Source organism: Streptomyces sp. NRRL S-244 (genome assembly GCF_000717915.1).
Lineage (GTDB): Bacteria > Actinomycetota > Actinomycetes > Streptomycetales > Streptomycetaceae > Streptomyces.
Genome location: NZ_JOCX01000023.1, coordinates 75,002 through 93,049, shown reverse-complemented (window position 1 = coordinate 93,049; position 18,048 = coordinate 75,002). Strand labels below are relative to the sequence as shown.

At 72.9% G+C, this 18,048-nt stretch carries 15 protein-coding genes and 1 pseudogene; 6 read left to right on the top strand and 10 right to left on the bottom strand.

Going from position 1 to position 18,048, the window contains the following annotated elements; genetic code table 11:
* Both IF02_RS0125055 and IF02_RS0125050 read left to right on the top strand, forming a co-directional pair.
* Positions 1 to 322: pseudogene (locus tag IF02_RS0125055) on the top strand (hypothetical protein); the annotation flags it as partial.
* A gap of 37 nt (positions 323 to 359) precedes the next feature.
* Positions 360 to 1,136: a sulfite exporter TauE/SafE family protein gene (locus IF02_RS0125050; RefSeq protein WP_030160608.1), complete on the top strand. Its 777-nt coding sequence runs from the start codon at positions 360 to 362 to the stop codon at positions 1,134 to 1,136.
* Between the two features lie 6 nt (positions 1,137 to 1,142).
* Here the strand turns inward: IF02_RS0125050 and IF02_RS0125045 are convergent, their stop codons facing one another.
* From IF02_RS0125045 to IF02_RS0125030, 4 genes are all read right to left on the bottom strand, one after another.
* Positions 1,143 to 1,763 (bottom strand): class F sortase, encoded by a 621-nt coding sequence (locus IF02_RS0125045; RefSeq protein WP_030160606.1) that lies wholly within the window; start codon positions 1,761 to 1,763, stop codon positions 1,143 to 1,145.
* A 244-nt stretch (positions 1,764 to 2,007) separates the two neighbouring features.
* Positions 2,008 to 2,550 (bottom strand): hypothetical protein, encoded by a 543-nt coding sequence (locus tag IF02_RS0125040; RefSeq protein WP_051696517.1) that lies wholly within the window; start codon positions 2,548 to 2,550, stop codon positions 2,008 to 2,010.
* A gap of 239 nt (positions 2,551 to 2,789) precedes the next feature.
* Positions 2,790 to 4,064: a sensor histidine kinase gene (locus tag IF02_RS35980; protein WP_051696516.1), complete on the bottom strand. Its 1,275-nt coding sequence runs from the start codon at positions 4,062 to 4,064 to the stop codon at positions 2,790 to 2,792.
* The gene (locus IF02_RS0125030) at positions 4,061 to 4,771 is read right to left on the bottom strand and encodes a hypothetical protein (RefSeq protein ID WP_199809277.1); all 711 of its coding nucleotides are present in this window, start codon (positions 4,769 to 4,771) and stop codon (positions 4,061 to 4,063) included. The genes IF02_RS35980 and IF02_RS0125030 overlap by 4 nt, the downstream gene beginning before the upstream one ends.
* A 256-nt stretch (positions 4,772 to 5,027) precedes the next feature.
* On the opposite strand from IF02_RS0125030, the gene IF02_RS0125025 reads away from it, so the two are divergent.
* Positions 5,028 to 5,447 (top strand): gamma-glutamylcyclotransferase family protein, encoded by a 420-nt coding sequence (locus tag IF02_RS0125025; protein ID WP_030160601.1) that lies wholly within the window; start codon positions 5,028 to 5,030, stop codon positions 5,445 to 5,447.
* Positions 5,448 to 5,463: 16 nt separating this feature from the next.
* On the opposite strand, the gene dnaG is transcribed toward IF02_RS0125025, so the two are convergent.
* The 4 genes from dnaG to IF02_RS32685 all read right to left on the bottom strand — a co-directional run bounded on the left by dnaG (position 5,464) and on the right by IF02_RS32685 (position 10,975).
* Positions 5,464 to 7,383: a DNA primase gene (gene dnaG, locus IF02_RS35240; RefSeq protein WP_030160600.1), complete on the bottom strand. Its 1,920-nt coding sequence runs from the start codon at positions 7,381 to 7,383 to the stop codon at positions 5,464 to 5,466.
* 53 nt (positions 7,384 to 7,436) lie between these two features.
* A complete protein-coding gene (locus IF02_RS0125015; RefSeq protein WP_030160599.1) occupies positions 7,437 to 8,702 on the bottom strand; it encodes an NAD(P)/FAD-dependent oxidoreductase in 1,266 nt (421 codons plus the stop codon).
* Between the two features lie 93 nt (positions 8,703 to 8,795).
* Positions 8,796 to 10,136: a deoxyguanosinetriphosphate triphosphohydrolase gene (locus tag IF02_RS0125010; RefSeq protein ID WP_051696515.1), complete on the bottom strand. Its 1,341-nt coding sequence runs from the start codon at positions 10,134 to 10,136 to the stop codon at positions 8,796 to 8,798.
* A 74-nt stretch (positions 10,137 to 10,210) separates the two neighbouring features.
* The gene (locus IF02_RS32685) at positions 10,211 to 10,975 is read right to left on the bottom strand and encodes a CbiX/SirB N-terminal domain-containing protein (protein WP_078622305.1); all 765 of its coding nucleotides are present in this window, start codon (positions 10,973 to 10,975) and stop codon (positions 10,211 to 10,213) included.
* Positions 10,976 to 11,374: 399 nt separating this feature from the next.
* On the opposite strand from IF02_RS32685, the gene IF02_RS0125000 reads away from it, so the two are divergent.
* From IF02_RS0125000 to IF02_RS0124990, 3 genes are all read left to right on the top strand, one after another.
* Positions 11,375 to 12,031: a SanA/YdcF family protein gene (locus IF02_RS0125000; protein WP_030160591.1), complete on the top strand. Its 657-nt coding sequence runs from the start codon at positions 11,375 to 11,377 to the stop codon at positions 12,029 to 12,031.
* A gap of 17 nt (positions 12,032 to 12,048) precedes the next feature.
* Entirely contained in the window at positions 12,049 to 12,858 is an 810-nt protein-coding gene (locus IF02_RS0124995; RefSeq protein WP_051696514.1) for a glucose 1-dehydrogenase, read from the top strand.
* Positions 12,859 to 13,053: 195 nt separating this feature from the next.
* On the top strand, positions 13,054 to 14,199 hold the full coding sequence (locus tag IF02_RS0124990; RefSeq protein WP_420708205.1) for an RNA polymerase sigma factor: 1,146 nt from the start codon (positions 13,054 to 13,056) through the stop codon (positions 14,197 to 14,199).
* Positions 14,200 to 14,279: 80 nt separating this feature from the next.
* Here the strand turns inward: IF02_RS0124990 and IF02_RS0124985 are convergent, their stop codons facing one another.
* Positions 14,280 to 16,202 carry an ABC transporter ATP-binding protein gene (locus IF02_RS0124985; RefSeq protein WP_030160584.1) on the bottom strand — a complete coding sequence of 641 codons (1,923 nt, stop codon included), beginning with the start codon at positions 16,200 to 16,202 and terminating at the stop codon, positions 14,280 to 14,282.
* Entirely contained in the window at positions 16,199 to 17,932 is a 1,734-nt protein-coding gene (locus tag IF02_RS0124980) for an ABC transporter ATP-binding protein (RefSeq protein ID WP_030160581.1), read from the bottom strand. The genes IF02_RS0124985 and IF02_RS0124980 overlap by 4 nt, the downstream gene beginning before the upstream one ends.
* Positions 17,933 to 18,048 lie beyond the last annotated feature (116 nt).

The following is an 18,048-nucleotide window of genomic DNA, read 5'->3' as shown; positions in this document are numbered from 1 at the left end:
GTACGTGATTCCGAGAGGCCGCCGCGCCATGCGCCACCCGCTGCACGTCCCCCTGTCCGTACCGGTCGGGGCCCCCGCCCCCGCCCCCGCCGCCGCCCCCGCGGCCCGGCACCGCAAGCCCCGCCGGCCCTCCGCCCTGCGGGCGGGCGTGGCCGCGCTGGCCGCCGTACCGCCCGCGCGGCGGCTCGCGGCCGGGCTCGGGCTGGCCAGTGTGCTGGCCGCGACGGCGCTGACGGCGACCGTGGATCCGGCCGCCCCGGTGGCCCCGGACCGGGAGCCGGCCCGGCAAAGCTCAACCTTTGCGCAAGTTTCCGGCGATTGATGGTCGCTGCACCCATCGGCTCCATAGGGTCGTGGCCGTGCCTGACATATCAACGACGATGATCATCGTGCTGTGCGCGGCCGCCGCCGCGGCCGGCTGGATCGACGCGGTGGTGGGCGGCGGCGGACTGCTGCTCCTGCCCGCCCTGCTCCTCGGCCTGCCGAACGCCCACCCCGCAGCCGTCCTCGGCACCAGTAAGGCCGTCGCCATCGTCGGCACCTCGGGCGCGGCGGTGACGTACGCACGCAAGGCGACGGTGGACGTGAAGCTCGCCGTCCGGATCGGCCTCGCCGCGCTCGCCGGATCCATGGGCGGCGCCGCACTGGCCGGCGGGATCAGCAAGGACACCATGCGCCCGCTCATCATGGGCGTGCTCGTGATCGTCGCGGCCGTCGTGATCTTCAAGCCGGGCTTCGGCACCGCGCCCTCGACCGCGCCCGTCAGCCGGCAGCGGGTGCTGCTCGCGATCGGGCTCGCCGGCCTCGGCATCGGCTTCTACGACGGGCTCATCGGGCCCGGTACCGGCACCTTCCTGGCGCTCGCCCTGACCGCGCTGCTCCACCTCGACCTGGTCACCGCCTCCGCGACCGCCAAGATCGTCAACTGCTGCACGAACGCCGGGGCGCTCGCGATGTTCGCGTACCAGGGCATGGTGCTGTGGCAGCTGGCCGCGCTGATGGCGGTCTTCAACCTGGCCGGAGGCATGGTCGGAGCCCGGATGGCGCTGAAGAAGGGCAGCGGGTTCGTACGCGGCGTGCTGCTCACGGTGGTTGCCGCGCTGGTGGTCAAGCTCGGTCTGGAGCAGTGGGGCTGACACCCCCTAGTACGTGCCGGTGAGGTGGGCGAAGACGACCACGTTGCCCTGGTAGCCGGTCCGCGGCGAGAAGCCCCCGCCGCAGGTGATCACGCGGAGCTCGGCGCGCGGCGACGGCCCGTACACGCGGGAGTCGGGGAAGCGGTCGGCCTCGTAGACCTCGACCGCGTGGACGGTGAACACGGCCGTACGTCCGTCCGCGCGCGGCACCTCGATCGCGGCTCCGCGGTGCAGCGCGCCGAGGTGGTAGAAGACGGCCGGGCCGGTGGCGTGGTCGACGTGGCCGACGACGACGGCGGTGCCGACTGCGCCGGGGGTGGTGCCGTCGCGGTACCAGCCCGCCAGATCGCGGCGGGCGGGCGGCGGCACTTCGATGCCCCCGTCGGGGCCGAGGCCCAGCCCGGTCAGCGGGGCGTCGACCCGGATGGACGGGATCCGGATCCGGCCCGGCGGGGAGCCGGGGAGCGGGTCGATGCTGCCGGGGTAGTGCGCCTGCGTGCCCAGCGCGTCCGCGGGGGAGGGCAGCGGGGGTCCGACGGACTGGCCGGAGCCGCTGCCGACGAGCCAGATGCCGACGCAGGCGGCGAGCGCGACGAGCCCGCCGCGGCCGGCCTGGTCTCTGCCCATGGGTGCCCCCTGGCGGTGTGTTCCGAGTCCGGGTCCGGGTCCGAGTCCCGGTTCGGCCCCCGGTTCGGGCCCCGGTTCGGGTCCCGGGCCGGGTCCCGAGCCGGGTCCCGGTCGGGGTCCCGATCCGGGTCCGTGTTTCCGTGTGGCAGGCCGTCGCCCGGCCCCGCGAACGGGGGGACCTCGCGGGGCGGGCGACGGGGGACGGTACCGGTCGGACCGCGGTCGCAGCCGCGGTGGGCGCCCGTCAGCTCCGCGTGCCGCTCGCCCGGCGACGCAGGAGCCAGGTACCGCCGACGGCGGCCGCGGCCAGCACGACCGCTCCCGCCGTGATCTTGGTGGGGTCGACGGTGGTGGTCGTCCCGCCACCCACCCCGGTACGGACGTGGCCCTTGGGGCCGCGTTCGGTGACGACCAGGTCGCCGGTGGCGAACTTGCCGTCGGCGCAGGTCGCGCCGATGCTGTAGGTGCCCGGGCGCAGGCCCCGGGCGATCTGGAACTGCCCGATGACCACCTCTTTGTGGGTGCCGGGGACCAGCTTGAAGCGGCCGCCGCCGACCGTGGTGGCATCGCCGTCGGCGTGGCTGCCCGCGCCGCAGGCGGTGGTGTTCACGGTGACACTGGCCCCGGGAGCGGCTGTTTTCGGCCATACCTCCAGCTTCGCGAAATCGCCGGGTGCGAAGCCCGCCGTGCCGAGCTCCGCGGCGGCGACCGCCCCGGCGACCGGGCCCGTGAACGCGGCGGCGGTCAGCGCGGTGGCGGTGAGCACGTGGGCGGTGCGTCGGCGCATGGGGGCTCCTGGAGACACGGGGTCGTGTTCCCGAGGAAACCCGGCCCGGCCGCGGAGCGCCTGCTGATATTCCGTCAGATTCGCTCGGGTGGCTATTGTTTCCGCAGGTCACGACCCCGCATTCGGTCATTCGAGGGCGCCACGCCGTCCGGGTGAGCCGGGTCCGCCGACCGGTCCCCGGGCCGGGGTCCGGGCCCCGCCCCCGCCTCGCCCTCGCCCCCGCCTCGCCCCCGCCCGGCTCACGCCGCGGGCAGCGTCACCGTCGCCGCCGCGCCCGCCGGAGCCGGGTTCGACAGCGTCACCCGCGCCCCGATCACCTGCGCCTGGCCGAACGCGATGGTCAGGCCCAGCCCCGTCCCCTGCCCCCGCTCGGCGGCGCCCGTCAGGAACCGCTGCGGCCCCTCCCGCAGCAGCTTCACCGGGAAGCCGGGACCGCGGTCCCGTACCGTCACCGTGTTCCGGGAGACCGTCACCGTGACCGGCCCCTCGCCGTGCCGACGGGCGTTGACCAGCAGGTTCGTCAGGATCCGCTCCAGACGCCGGGCGTCCGTACGGACCACCGCCGGGCAGTCCGCGCCGACCACCTCCGCCACCACCCCCGACCGCCGCGCGATCGTCGCGACCAGCGGACCCAGCGCGTGCGCCGCCAGCTGCGCCTCCTCCCGGCGCGCGTCCAGCCGCGCCACTTCCAGCAGGTCCTCCGTCAGCGTCCGCAGAGCCGCGACCCGGTCCCGGACCAGCTCCGTGGGCCGTCCCGGCGGCAGCAGCTCGGCTGCGGTGTGCAGCCCCGTCAGCGGGGTCCGCAACTCGTGCGCCACGTCGGCCGTGAACCGCTGTTCCGCCTCCAGCCGCTGCTGGAGACTGGCCGCCATCGTGTCCACCGCCGAGGACAGCTCGGCGACCTCGTTCCGGGTCCCCGGCACGCCCGACGCCCCGATCCGCGCGTCCAGTTCGCCCTCGCTGATCCGGCGGGCCGTCTCGGCCGCCGTGCGCAGGTCCTTGCTCAGCCGGCTCGCCAGCAGCGCCCCGGCGATCGCCGCGAGCGTCACGACCCCGGCCCCGGAGGCAACCAACTGCTGCTCCAGCTCGCCGAGTTCGGCCTGCTCGCCGACGAGCGACCGCCGTACGGACAGCACGTGGTCGCCGCCGACCGGGCGCGCCGCCCACACCGCCGGATCCGGCCCGGACAGGTCGAGGTAGGTGGTGCGCTGCCCCGCCAGGGCCGCCCGGCGCAGCGGTCCCGGCAGCCCCGGGCAGTCGATCCAGGCGTCGGCCTCGCCGACCTTGTCCTCGTCCAGCCGGCCGGTGAGCTCGTACACCTGACGTACCCGCACCAGCTGCGCGAGCGCGCTCTCCCGGGCCGCGTCGCCCACCTGGTGGGCCCGCGCCTGGTGGATCAGTACGCCGATGGTCACCGCGACCAGCGCGCAGCCGGCCGCCAGCAGGATCGAGATCTTCCAGCGCAGGCCGAGGGCCCGGAGGAGGTGGCGGCAGCGGATCAGGACGGGCTTCACTCGCACACCTGGCCGTACTTGTCGGTGCGCTTCGGCTGCGGGATCGTCTGGTCGCTGCCGCAGCCCGGCAAGGACTTGGTGTACCGCCGCTCGTCGCTGACGACCCTCATCCGCTCGCCGTCCCAGTGGTAGCGGACGGCCTGCTCGGAACCGTCGTCGGCGGCGGTGCGCAGCAGCAGGTCGCCGCCGATGGTCTCGGCGGCCATCCGCCGGCCGACGGTGAACAGGACGGGGACGATCCGGGTCCCCTCCGCGGTGTACACGGTCAGCGCGGTGCGCCCCGTCTCCGCGTCGGCGGCGACGATCAGCTCCTGGTTCCCGTCGCCCGTGAGGTCGCGGAAGACGGGCGGGCGCATCCCGACCTTGCCGGGTGCGTCGATCCAGCCCTTCGCCGCGAACGCCTTCATCTGCTTGTCGGCGCGTACGACGTCCTGCACGTTCACCGCGGGCAGCCCGCCGGCCCCCACCTCGGGCGCGTTCTTCAGCGGTTGCGGCGGGGGCTCCCGGGTGCCGACCGATGTGCCCGGCCCCGAAACGGAGCGGTCGGTCCACAGCGGCCAGAGCGACTCGGGCTGCGGCTGGGCCGATACGGGCGGGGCGGGCTCGCCGACGCCCAGCCCTCCGGGCGCGGAGCAGCCGCCGACGGCGAGCGCGCAGACGAGCGCGGACAGGAGGGCGGCGATGAGCTGGGGAATGGGTCGCGTCATGAGGAGCCAAAGGGGTCTGAGGCAGGACGAATCGACGGTAGACGGCGACGATCACGGGCACCGGGAGGTTGTGTAACAGCGGTGCGTACGGTGGAGGGGCGCAGGCGGACTCGGGACCAAAGACCCGGACCGCGCGCTGTCCGCCGTACCCGAGGGAGGGCCCCGTGACATCAGCCGATCGGCCGCAGCCGCCACACTCGCCGCAGCCGCCACGCTCGCCGCAAGATCCGGCGCGCGCCGCCGAGGTGAAGGCCGGATGACCGCCGAGCTCCCCTTCTTCGTGTACGGGACCCTGCGCCCGGGCGAGGTCAACCACGACCTGTTCCTGCGGGGCCGCACCGCCGCCGAGGAGCCCGCCCGGCTCCCGGACGCGCTGCTGTACGACGGCCCCGGCTACCCGTACGCCGTCCCGCACCCGGGATCGGAGATCGTCGGCGAGCTGGTCACCGCGGCGCCCGGGGCGTACGGGAGGCTGCTGGCCGAACTGGACCGGCTGGAGGAGTACCACGGCCCCGACCGGCCGCTGAACGTCTACGACCGGGTCCGCCGGGACGCGGTCCGCCCGGACGGCACCCGCACCCCCGCCTGGGTCTACCTGGCGGCCCCGCTGCTGGCCCGCAGGCTGCGCGAATCCGGCACCGAGATACCGGGCGGCGACTGGTTCAGACGGAGGTAGTTGCGCGGGGCTTCGCTCACAGGCCCTCGGCGCCGCGGTTGCGCAGGCGCTGCCCGTACTGCTGGAGGACCCAGAGCTCCTCCTGGACCGCCGCCAGCTGCTCCGGCGGGGCCTGGGTGCCCAGGCGGGACATGGTGCCCTGGATCTCGTGGACCCGGCGGTCGACCGCGCGCAGCCGGACCTGGACCAGCTGGACCCCGGCGTAGACCTCGTCCACCGTCTTGGCGTGGATGGCCTCGACCGCCAGCTCGGTGACGAGCGCGCGGACCGTGTCGTTCGGCGCGGCGTCTCGGACCCGGGCCAGGTAGTCGTCGGTGCCGAGGGACGCGCCGCCCGCGGCCTGGATGGCCTCGCGGACCGCCGCGTACGGCGGGGCGGTGAACTCGTCGACGCCGTAGGCGTCGAAGGCCGGCGAGACCAGGGCCGGCCGCTGGAGCGCCAGCTTGAGCAGTTCGCGCTCGGTGCGGTGCGCGGGGCTGCGCAGGTTGAGCGCCGGCCCGCCGCCCACGGGGGCGCTGGGCGCCGGGGCCGCCTCGTACGAGGACGCCTGCGACGGCCGGCCGCGGCCCTGCTGCGGCCCGCCGGACTGGCTGCCCCGGTCCCGCGCCCAGCGCGCCAGCTGCGCGACCCGCTTGACGACGAACTGCTCGTCCCGGATGCCGAGCATCCCCGCGAGCTGGACCGCCGACTCGTGCTGGATCGCGATGTTCTTGATGTTGGCGACGACCGGCGCCGCCTCGTCCAGCGCGGCCGCCCGGCCCGCCGGGTTCTCCAGGTTGTGCCGGGCCACGATGTGCCGCAGCGCGAACTCGAACAGCGGGGTACGGGCCTCCACCAGCCCGGACACCGCCGCGTCCCCCTGAGCCAGGCGCAGGTCGCACGGGTCCATGCCGCCGGGCGCGATGGTGATGGAGGTTTCGGCGGCGAATTTCTGGTCGTCCTCGAAGGCGCGGAGCGCGGCCTTCTGGCCGGCCGCGTCGCCGTCGAAGGTGAAGATCACCTCGGCGGTCGCGTTGTCCATGAGCAGGCGGCGCAGGATCTTGATGTGGTCGCCGCCGAAGGCGGTGCCGCAGGTCGCGATCGCGGTCGTGACCCCGGCCATGTGGCAGGCCATCACGTCCGTGTAGCCCTCGACCACCACGGCCCGCGAGGTCTTCGCGATCTCCTTCTTCGCCAGGTCGATGCCGTACAGCACCTGGGACTTCTTGTAGATCGCCGTCTCCGGCGTGTTCAGGTACTTCGGCCCGTTGTCGTCGTCGCGCAGCTTGCGCGCGCCGAAGCCGACCACCTCGCCGCTGATGTCGCGGATCGGCCACATCAGGCGGCCGCGGAAGCGGTCGATGGGCTTGCCGCTGCGGCTGTCCTGGGCCAGGCCGGAGGTGATCAGCTCCTTGTCGCTGAAGCCCTTGCCGCGCAGGAAGCGGGTCAGGTGGTCCCAGCCGGCCGGGCTGTACCCGACGCTGAAGTGCTCGGCCGCGGCCTGGTCGAAGCCGCGCTCGGCGAGGAACCTGCGGCCGATCTCCGCCTCGGCGCCGCCGAGCTGCTCGACGTAGAACTGGGCGGCCGCCTTGTGGGCCTCGACGAGTCGGATGCGCTCGCCGCGGCCGCTGGTGCCGGCGGTGTACCCGCCCTCCTCGTACCGGAGCGTGATGCCGGCCTGTCCGGCGAGGCGCTCGACGGCCTCCGAGAACGACAGGTGGTCGATCTTCATGATGAAGTCGAGGGTGTCCCCGCCCGCCTGGCAGCCGAAGCAGTGGTAGAGACCCTTGCCGGGGCTGACCTGGAAGGACGGGGACTTCTCGTCGTGGAAGGGGCAGAGGCCCTTGAGGTTGCCGCCGCCCGCGTTGCGCAGCTGGAGGTAGTCGGAGACCACGGCGTCGATCGGGACCGCGTCCCGTACCGCCTTCACATCGTCGTCGTTGATCCGTCCTGCCACCCGTGAAGTCTACGGCCGGGCGCCCGCAAAACCGTCAGGCCCCCCGCCACCCCCTAGCCCTCCACCAGGGAGTCAAGCGGAACCGACGGGTCCGCCAGGGCCTCGCGGTTGACCGGCACCTTGGAACGGATCAGGGCCTGGATGTGCTCGGTGACGTCCCACACATTCACGTTCATCCCGGCCAGCACCCGCCCTTCCGACAGCCAGAACGCGATGAACTCCCGCTTGGCCACATCGCCGCGGATCAGCACCTGGTCGTAGCCGCCGGCCGGGGCGTACCCCGAATACTCCAGGCCCACGTCGTACTGGTCGGAGAAGAAGTACGGCACCCGGTCGTACGAGACCTCCTGGCCCAGCATCGCCCGCGCCGCGGCCGGGCCGCCGTTGAGCGCGTTCGCCCAGTGCTCGACCCGCAGCCGGGTCCCGAGCAGCGGGTGGTGCGCGGCGGCCACGTCCCCGACGGCGAACACGTCCGGGTCGCTGGTCCGCAGCGAGGCGTCCACGGCGATGCCGCCGCCGTGCTGCCGGTCGACCAGGGCCAGCCCGGAGGTCTCGGCGAGCGCGGTCCGCGGCGCCGCCCCGATCGCCGCGAGCACGGCGTGCGCCGGGTGCTCCTCCCCGTCGTCGGTCCGGGCCGCGAGCACCATGCCGTCGTGCCCGACGATCTCGGTGAGCCGCGCACCGAAGTGGAAGCGGACCCCGTGCTCCGCGTGCAGGTCCCCGAAGAGCCGGCCGATCTCCGGACCGAGCACCGCGTGCAGCGGGGTGGCCAGCGACTCGACCACGGTGACCTCGGCCCCGTACCCCCGGGCCGCGGCGGCGACCTCCAGGCCGATCCACCCGGCACCCGCGATCAGCAGGTGCCCGTTGTCCCGGCCGAGGGTGGCCAGTACGCCCTTCAGCCGCTCGGCGTGGGCGAGCCGGCGCAAGTGGTGCACCCCGGCCAGGCCCGTGCCCGGGATGTCGAGGCGGCGCGGCTCGGCCCCGGTGGCCAGCAGCAGCTTGTCGTAGTGCAGCGCCGTGCCGTCACCGAGGACCACCTTGCGGGCCTCCCGGTCCAGCTGGACCGCGGGCTGGCCGAGGTGCAGCTCGATGTCCGCCTTCGCGTACCAGGACGGCTCGTGCACGAAGACGCTGTCGCGCTCCTCCTTGCCCTGGAGGTACCCCTTGGACAGCGGGGGCCGTTCGTAGGGATGGTCGCGCTCGTCGCCGACCAGGATCACCCGCCCCGTGAACCCCTCGGACCTCAGCGTCTCCGCCGCCTTGGCCCCGGCGAGCCCTGCGCCGACGATGACGAATGTCCGGTGTGCGTCGACCACCTGATGCCTCCTCATAACCTCTCCGCCACATGCGACCACATGCGAGCGTCCCGCACTGAGCCTGCCGCGTGAAGGGGGAATGGCCCGATCGGCTCACCCGACGGGGCGGCGCGTGCGCCGTGTGAGCCGGGCGTGCAGGGAGCGCGCGGAGGCGTCCGTGAGCGCCGCGATCTGGTCGATGACCGCACGTTTGCGCGCCCTGTCGTCGGGCGCGGCATCGAAGATCGCCCGGAACTGCGGGTCCAGGCCCTCGGGGGCTCGGGCGCTGAGGGCCTCGGCGAGTTCGGCCAGGACGATGCGCTGGTCGGCGCGGAGCCGCTCCTGCTCGTCGCGCTGCATCACGTACAGGTCGGCCACGGCCTTGAGGACCGCGCACTCGTTGCGCGCCTCGCGCGGGACGACCAGCTCGGCCGCGTACCGGGTCAGCCGGCCGGAGCCGTACGCCTCGCGGGTGGCGCCCTCGGCGGCCAGGCAGAACCGGCCGATCAGCTGGCTGGTGGCGTCCTTGAGGCGGGCCTGGGCGACGGCCGACCCGTCGTACCCGTGCGGCCACCAGTCCTGCTCCATCAGCCGGTCGAGGGCGCCCCGCAGCTCCTCCGGCTCGGTGTCGGCCGGCACGTACCGGCCGATCGCGACCTGCCAGATGGCGGTGCGCTCGGGCTCGGCGAAGAGGAGGTTGGGGTCGAGGTGCCCGGCGTGCAGCCCGTCCTCGAAGTCGTGGACGGAGTAGGCGACGTCGTCCGACCAGTCCATCACCTGGGCCTCGAAGCACTTGCGGTCCGCGGGCGCGCCGCGCCGCAGCCACTCGAAGACCGGCAGGTCGTCTTCGTACGCGCCAAACTTGACCGAGTCGGGATCGGTGGGGTGGCCGCCGCGGGCCCAGGGGTACTTGGTGGCGGCGTCCAGGCAGGCACGGGTGAGGTTGAGGCCGACGCTGGTGAGCTCGCCGGTGGCCGGGTCGGGCACGAACCGCTTCGGCTCGAGGCGGGTCAGCAGGCGCAGCGACTGGGCGTTGCCCTCGAAGCCGCCGCAGTCCTTCGCGAACTCGTTCAGCGCCTCCTCGCCGTTGTGGCCGAAGGGCGGGTGGCCCATGTCGTGCGAGAGGCAGGCGGCCTCGACCAGGTCGGGATCGCAGCCGAGGGCCGCGCCGAGCTCGCGGCCGACCTGGGCGCACTCCAGGGAGTGCGTCAGGCGGGTGCGGGGGCTGGCGTCCCAGTCGTACGAGCGGCTGCCGGGGGTGACCACCTGGGTCTTCCCGGCGAGGCGGCGCAGCGCGGCGGAGTGCAGCACGCGGGCCCGGTCGCGCTGGAAGGCGGTCCGGCCGGGGCGTTTGTCGGGCTCGGCCGCCCAGCGCTCGGTGTCGGACGCGTCGTACGGGGCGCCGGGGGCGTCCGGGTCGGGGTGAGGGGCGGGTGCGGTGCCGGTGCGTTCCATGCCTTCCATGCTCAGACGGTAACCGGGAACACCGACAATGCGACCAATCTGAGCAATCCGCGCCAACGCGGTCTTTATGCGGTGGCCAGTTTCAAGGGGGCCGCAGGGGGCAAGGGGGTGAGCTCCCGGGTCAGGGCCAGGGCCTGGCGGGCCAGGGCCTCGTCGTAGCGCTGGAGCACGAGCCGGGCCAGGGCCGGGTGGTCGCCCAGCGGGGCGGCCGCCGGGCCGGGCGCGGCGGCGGCGCACTGCGTGGCGAAGCGGCCGGGGGCGGTGAAGTACGAGGCCACCGCGATCCGGTGGTGGCCGCGGGCGGTGAGGGCGCGGACGGCGTCGGGGACGGTCGGGGCGGCGGCGGAGGAGGAGGCGTAGGCGGGTACGACGGCCGCGCCGCCGAGGCGTTCGGAGAGCAGGGCGGCGGTGCGGCGGGTGTCGGCCGCCGAGTCGGGGTCGCGGGAGCCCGCGGCGGCGAGGACGACGGCCGTGCCCGCGCCGGGTGCCCGGCCGGCCTCCAGGAGCCGCTCGTACAGGGCCTCGACCAGCAGTGGATGCGGGCCGAGCGGGGCGGCGACGCGGGTGTCCAGGTGGGCGGCGCGGGCGGCGGCCGCGGGGAGGCCCCGCTTGACGTGGTGGCCGCGGCCCAGGAGCAGCGGGACGAGCACGGCCGCGCCGGTGGCGCCGCGGAGGGTTTCGCCGAGCAGGGGCCGGTTCGGCTCGATGTGGCCGAGCCGGACGTCGAGGCGGGGGCGGAGCTCGCGGATCCGGTCGAGGAGGGTCAGGACGGCGGGGAGGGCGCGGGGGTCGCGGCTGCCGTGGGCGACGGCGACGAGGGTGGGCTGCATGCGGGGGCTCCGTCGGACCGGTCTCCCGCCGGGCGCCACGGGCGCAACCCGCTGAGCTGCGTGCCGAGTTGGGTCGTGATCCGGGTCAGCAGCTCCGAGGCGGTGGCGGGGGGAAAGGGGAGGGACAGGGACTCGGGAGGGTGCACCAGCTCCGTCATGAACCGATCCTGCGGGGCGCAGATGTCGGTGGCGTTGCGCAGGGGTGACGGGTGTTCACCGGGAACTCACCCGCTCATTCGTACGAGTGAAAGGCGGGGAGCGGGGAACTGGGGTGCGGGCGTAGATCGTCAATGTGTGCGAACGACGTGTGGCGCAACGGGGGGACGGACCATGAAGCGGAATTCGAAGCCGAAGTCGGAATCGGAGTCGACGGCGGAGTCGAAGCCGAAGCCGGGCTGGATGAAGACGGTGGCGGGGCGGCGGCGGGCCGTCCAGGCGGTGGTGGCCGGGTGCGTGCTGTTCCTGCTGCCCTCGGCGTGGACGCACGCGGCGGCCGCGGACCGGCTGCGGAGCACGGCGGAGGCGCCGGCCGCCGAGGTCGCGGTGGTGTTCGGGGCGGGTCTGTGGAACGGGCGGCCGACCCCGTATCTGGCCAGACGGCTCGACGCGGCGGTGGAGCTGTACCGCACGGGCAAGGTCAAGGTCGTGCTCGTCACCGGGGACAACAGTCGCACCGAGTACGACGAGCCCGACGCGATGCGGACGTACCTGACGGCCCACGGGGTGCCGGGTGACCGCGTCGTCAGCGACTACGCCGGGTTCGACACGTGGGACTCCTGCGTCCGGGCCAAGGAGATCTTCGGGGTGAAGCGGGCGGTGCTGATCAGCCAGGGCTTCCACATACGCCGGGCCGTCGCGCTGTGCGATGCGGCGGGGTTGGACTCGTACGGGGTCGGGGTGGACGACGAGCACGATGCGACCTGGTACTACGGCGGCACGCGCGAGGTCTTCGCGGCGGGCAAGGCGGCGCTGGACGCGGCCTTCAAGCCGGAGCCGCGCTTCCTGGGGCCGAAGGAGCAGGGGGTGTCGCGGGTCCTGGCGGCTCTGGCAGACTGACGCACCGTCGGCCGGGTATGCCGATTAGCCATATACCTTCGTCTGGGGTGTGGACCGTGGCTGTTGTGGATCTGACCGGCAAGGCCGTCGTCATCACCGGGGGAGCGCGCGGGCTCGGCGCGGCGGCCGCGCGGGCCGTCGTGGACGGGGGTGGCAGTGTGCTGATCACCGATGTGCTGGAGGCGGAGGGTGCGCGGACGGCGGCGAAGCTCGGCGGCGCGGCCCGGTTCCTGCGGCACGACGTCACGAGCGAGGCCGACTGGCAGGCCGCCCTCGACCACGCGGTGGCCGAGTTCGGCCGGATCGACGGACTCGTCAACAACGCCGGCATAGCCACCGGGCAGCTCCTGGAGCACGAGAGCGTCGAGCACTTCCGGCAGGTCGTCGAGATCAACCTGGTCGGCACCTTCATCGGCATCAAGGCCGCGATACCGCTGCTGCGGGCGAACGGCGGGGGCTCCATCGTCAACATCTCCTCCGCGGCCGGGCTCACCGGCCTGGCGCTCACCGCCGGGTACGGGGCCTCCAAGTGGGGCGTGCGCGGCCTGTCGAAGATCGGCGCGGTCGAACTCGCCGAGGCGCGGATCCGCGTCAACTCCGTACACCCGGGCATGACGCTGACCCCGATGACGGCGCCGATCGGCATCCAGCCCGGCGAGGGCCGCTTCCCCGGCGCCCCGATGGGCCGCGTCGGCGCCCCCGAGGAGATAGCCGCGGCAGTCGCCTTCCTGCTCTCCGACGCCGCCGCGTACATGACCGGCGCCGAACTGGCCGTGGACGGCGGCTGGACGGCCGGCCCGCCGATCAAGCCCCTGACCTCCCTCTGACCCGCCTCACGCCCTCACCGGGTGGTGCCCCGCGCGCGGTCGTCTCCCGCCGCGGCCGGCAGCCGCTCCTCGTGGCGGCGTCCGCCGGATCTTCTCGGACATGCGTCCGGTCCGCATCGGGATTCCCGGCGGGGGGTAACCATCCGGTCACGCACCGGACTCAGAAAGTGCTCGCACGCCCCTCGTGGCAGCGATGTGTCGTACTCCACACTGAGGTGCGGTGCCCCCGTCTTCGGAGCCCTGGAGGTCGCCCCCGTGCAGACCCAGATCCTGACCGTCAACGTGAGCCCGCCCGTCCAGGACGCCGAGGCCACCGCGGGTGAAGAGCCCGAGGTCGACGCCGTGGACGAGGAGCCCGAAGAGCCCGAGGTGCTGGAGCTCGTCGAGCAGGCGCCCGAGCCGCGCCGGCGCGCCGACACCGGCGGAGCGGGCCCTTCCGCCGACCTGTTCCGCCAGTACCTGCGCGAGATAGGCAGGATCCCGCTGCTCTCCGCCGCCGAGGAGGTCGAGCTCGCGCGCCGCGTCGAAGCCGGCCTGTTCGCCGAGGAGAAGCTGGGCAACACCCCCGACCTCGACCTGCGGCTCGCACTCGACCTCGACAAGCTCGTCGTCATGGGCCGGATGGCCAAGAGGCGCCTCATCGAGTCGAACCTCCGGCTCGTCGTCTCCGTCGCGAAGCGCTACGTGGGCCGCGGGCTCACCATGCTCGACCTCGTCCAGGAGGGGAACCTCGGACTCATCCGGGCCGTCGAGAAGTTCGACTACGCCCGCGGCTACAAGTTCTCCACCTACGCCACCTGGTGGATCCGGCAGGCGATGTCGCGGGCCCTCGCCGACCAGGCCCGCACCATCCGCGTGCCCGTCCACGTCGTCGAGCTGATCAACCGCGTCGTGCGCGTCCAGCGCCGCATGCTCCAGGAGCGCGGGTACGAGCCCACCGCCGAAGAGGTCGCCGTCCACCTGGAGCTGACCCCCGAGCGGGTCCTGGAGGTGCTGCGCCTCGCCCAGGAACCCGTCTCGCTCCACGCACCGGTCGGCGAGGAGGACGACGTCGCCCTCGGCGACCTGATCGAGGACGGGGACGCCGCCTCGCCCATGGAGTCCGCCGCGTTCTTCCTGCTCCGCGAGCACCTGGAAGCGGTGCTGTCCACCCTCGGCGAGCGCGAGCGCAAGGTCGTGCAACTGCGCTACGGCCTGGCCGACGGCAGGCCCCGCACCCTGGAGGAGATCGGGCGGATCTTCGGCGTGACCCGCGAACGGATCCGGCAGATCGAGTCCAAGACGCTCAACAAGCTGCGCGACCACGCCTTCGCCGACCAGCTCCGCGGCTACCTGGACTGAGACGGCAGACCGCAGACCGGTACGGAGAAGGGGTGCCCCCCGTCCGGAGGACACCCCCACAGCAAGCCGGCACGCCGACGCTAGTCGACCTCGGCGACCGCCTGCGCGAACTGCGCCGCGTACAGGCGCGCGTACGCGCCCTCCGCCTCCAGCAGCTCCTCGTGCGTGCCCTGCTCCACGATCGATCCGTTCTCCATCACCAGGATCACGTCCGCATCGCGGATCGTGGACAGCCGGTGCGCGATCACGAAGGACGTACGGCCGTGCGCCAGGCGCGCCATCGCCTTCTGGATCAGCACCTCGGTACGGGTGTCCACCGAGCTCGTCGCCTCGTCGAGCACCAGGATCACCGGGTCCGACAGGAACGCCCGGGCTATGGTGATCAGCTGCTTCTCGCCCGCGCTGACGCCCGCGCCCTCGTCGTCCAGCACGGTGTCGTAGCCGTCCGGCAGGGTGCGGATGAACCGGTCCGCGTGGGCGGCGCGCGCCGCCTCCTCGATCTCGGCGCGCGTGACCTCGTGCGCCGCGCCGTACGCGATGTTCTCCGCGATGGTCCCGCCGAACAGCCACGTGTCCTGGAGCACCATGCCGATGCCGCCGCGCAGTTCCTCGCGGGTCATCTTCGCGATGTCCACGCCGTCCAGGGCGATCTCGCCGCCCGTGACCTCGTAGAACCGCATCAGCAGGTTCACCAGCGTGGTCTTGCCGGCGCCCGTCGGGCCGACGATCGCGACCGTGTGGCCGGGCTCGACCGTCAGCGACAGGTTCTCGATCAGCGGCTTGTCCGGCTCGTAGCGGAAGGCCACCTTGTCGAGCGTGACCTGGCCGCGGATCTGCTCCGGACGCTCCGGAACCTCGGCGTCCGGCTCCTGCTCCTCCGCGTCGAGCAGCTCGTACACCCGCTCCGCCGAGGCGACACCGGACTGCACCAGGTTCGCCATCGAGGCGACCTGCGTCAGCGGCATCGAGAACTGTCGCGAGTACTGGATGAAGGCCTGCACGTCACCGATCGACAGGCTGCCCGAGGCCACCCGCAGACCGCCGACGACCGCCACCAGCACGTAGTTGATGTTCGAGATGAAGAACATCACCGGCTGCATGATCCCGCTGACCAGCTGCGCCTTGAACGAGGCCCGGTACAGCGCCTCGTTGTGCTCGGCGAAGACCGCCGCGGACTCCTTCTGCCGGCCGAAGACCTTGACCAGCGTGTGGCCCGAGTACATCTCCTCGATGTGCGCGTTGAGCGCGCCCGTCGACTTCCACTGCGCCACGAACTGCGGCTGGGACTTCTTGCCGATCTTCGCCGCGACGAAGACCGACACCGGGATCGTCACCAGCGCGACCAGCGCCAGCAGCGGGGAGATCCAGAACATCATCGCCAGCACGCCGACGATCGTCAGCAGCGAGTTGAGCAGCTGGCCCATCGTCTGCTGGAGCGTCTGCCCGATGTTGTCGATGTCGTTGGTGGCCCGGCTGAGCACCTCGCCGCGCTTCTGCCGGTCGAAGTACGACAGCGGCAGCCGCGACAGCTTCGCCTGCAGCTCCTCGCGCATCCGGTACACGGTGCCGTTCATGATGTGGTTCGACAGCCGCGTCGCGACCAGCATCAGCAGGCCGGCGAGGGTGAAGACCACCAGCGCCCAGATCGCCACGGCCCCGACGGCACCGAAGTCGATGCCCTCGCCGGGGGTGAAGTCGGTGCCGGACAGCATGTCCGCCATCCCGCCCTCGCCCTTGGCGCGCAGCCCGTCCAGCGCCTGCTGCTTGGTGATCCCGGCCGGCATCTGCCGGCCGACGATCCCCGCGAACACCAGGTCGGTCGCCTCGCCGAGGATCTTCGGGCCGACGACCGAGCAGCCGACGCTGCCGACGACGGCGGCGACCATGCCCCACAGCTTGACCCGGTCCTGCGCGATCTGGCCCAGCAGCCGCTTGCCCGAGCCCTTGAAATCCATGGACCGCTCGGCCGGCCCCATCATCATCCGTCCTCCGGGCCCGCTCATGCGGCCTCCGCCTCCGTCAGCTGGGAGAGCACGATCTCCCGGTAGGTCTCGTTGTCGGCCATCAGCTCGTGGTGGCGTCCCTCGCCCACGACCTGGCCCTCGTCCAGCACGATGATCCGGTCGGCGTCGCGGATCGTGGAGACCCGCTGGGCGACGATGACCACCGTCGCCTCCTCCGTCTCGCGGGCGAGCGCCGCGCGCAGCGCCGCGTCCGTCGCGTAGTCGAGGGCCGAGAAGGAGTCGTCGAAGAGGTAGATCTCCGGGCGCTGCACCAGCGTGCGGGCGATGGCCAGGCGTTGGCGCTGGCCGCCGGAGACGTTGGTTCCGCCCTGGGTGATGGGCGCGTCCAGACCGCCCTCCAGCTCCGACACGAAGCCCTTGGCCTGCGCCACGTCCAGCGCGTGCCACAGCTCCTCGTCGGTGGCGTCGGGACGCCCGTAGCGCAGGTTGGAGGCGACGGTTCCGGAGAAGAGGTACGGCTTCTGCGGGACCATGCCGACCGTCTTGGCCAGCAGCTCCGGGTCGAGGCCCCGTACGTCCTCACCGTCGACCAGCACATCGCCGCCGGTCGCGTCGAACAATCGCGGGACCAGGCCCAGCAGCGTGGACTTGCCGCTGCCGGTGGAGCCGATGACCGCGGTGGTCTCGCCCGGGCGGGCCACCAGGTCCACCCCGCGCAGCACCGGCGCCTCGGCGCCCGGGTAGCGGAAGTCGGCGCCGCGCAGCTCCAGCTGCCCGCGGGCGAGCAGCTTGCGCACGGGGTCCACGGGCGGGACCACGCTGGAGTCGGTGTCCAGGACCTCCTGGACGCGCTCGGCGCAGACCTCGGCGCGCGGCACCATCATGAACATGAAGGTGGCCATCATCACGGCCATGACGATCTGCATCAGGTAGGCGAGGAAGGCCGTCAGCTGGCCGATCTCCATACCGCCGCTGTCGATGCGCATCGCGCCGAACCAGATGACGGCGACGCTGGAGATGTTCACGACCACGATCACGGTCGGGAACATCAGCGCGAGCAGCTTGCCGGCCGCGAGGGAGACCCCGGTCAGGTCGGCGTTGGCCTCGCGGAATCGGTCCTTCTCGTAGTCGTCGCGGATGAAGGCGCGGATCACGCGGTTGCCGGTGATCTGCTCGCGCAGCACCCGGTTCACGGTGTCCAGGCGGACCTGCATCTTCCGGAACAGCGGCCGCGTCCGGAAGACGATCGCGCCGACCGACAGGCCGAGGACGGGGACCACGGCCAGCAGGACGCCCGACAGCTTCACGTCGAGCGAGAGCGCCATGGCGATGCCGCCGATGCACATGATCGGAGCCGAGACCATCAGCGTGAAGGTCATCAGGACCAGCATCTGGATCTGCTGCACGTCGTTCGTCGTACGGGTGATCAGCGAGGGCGCGCCGAACTGGCCGAGCTCGCGCGCGGAGAAGCTCTGTACCCGGTCGAAGACCGAGGCGCGGATGTCGCGTCCGACGGCGGCCGCGGTACGGGCGCCGAAGTAGACGGCGCCGACGTTGCACACGAGCTGGACGAGGGAGACGCCGAGCATCAGTGCGCCGAACTGCAGGATGTAGCCGGTGTCCCCGCTGACGACACCGTTGTCGATGATGTCCGCGTTCAGCGTGGGCAGGTAGAGGCTTGCACTGGTCTGCAGCAGTTGCAGCAGGACCAGGAGGGCGATCGGTTTCCGGTACGGACCCAGATGGGTCCGCAGAAGTCGTATGAGCACGCGCAGGCTCCGGTCGGCAAGATCGAGGGGGTTCACTCCATCTTCGGCCACCGCGCGGCCGATCCCCACCGGTTTTCGCAAAGGCCGGTCAAAAGGAGTAGACCGGCCGCCGGGCC

Bases quoted from the DNA above. Each gene is read 5' to 3' on its own strand.
- IF02_RS0124995 (WP_051696514.1), top strand. From the start codon at position 12,049: ATGCCGATTAGCCATATACCTTCGTCTGGGGTGTGGACCGTGGCTGTT.
- IF02_RS0125025 (WP_030160601.1), top strand. From the start codon at position 5,028: ATGACCGCCGAGCTCCCCTTCTTCGTGTACGGGACCCTGCGCCCGGGC.
- IF02_RS0125045 (WP_030160606.1), bottom strand. From the start codon at position 1,763: ATGGGCAGAGACCAGGCCGGCCGCGGCGGGCTCGTCGCGCTCGCCGCC.
- IF02_RS0125000 (WP_030160591.1), top strand. From the start codon at position 11,375: ATGAAGACGGTGGCGGGGCGGCGGCGGGCCGTCCAGGCGGTGGTGGCC.
- IF02_RS0125040 (WP_051696517.1), bottom strand. From the start codon at position 2,550: ATGCGCCGACGCACCGCCCACGTGCTCACCGCCACCGCGCTGACCGCC.
- IF02_RS0125010 (WP_051696515.1), bottom strand. From the start codon at position 10,136: ATGGAACGCACCGGCACCGCACCCGCCCCTCACCCCGACCCGGACGCC.
- IF02_RS32685 (WP_078622305.1), bottom strand. From the start codon at position 10,975: ATGCAGCCCACCCTCGTCGCCGTCGCCCACGGCAGCCGCGACCCCCGC.
- IF02_RS0124985 (WP_030160584.1), bottom strand. From the start codon at position 16,202: ATGAGCGGGCCCGGAGGACGGATGATGATGGGGCCGGCCGAGCGGTCC.
- IF02_RS0125030 (WP_199809277.1), bottom strand. From the start codon at position 4,771: ATGACGCGACCCATTCCCCAGCTCATCGCCGCCCTCCTGTCCGCGCTC.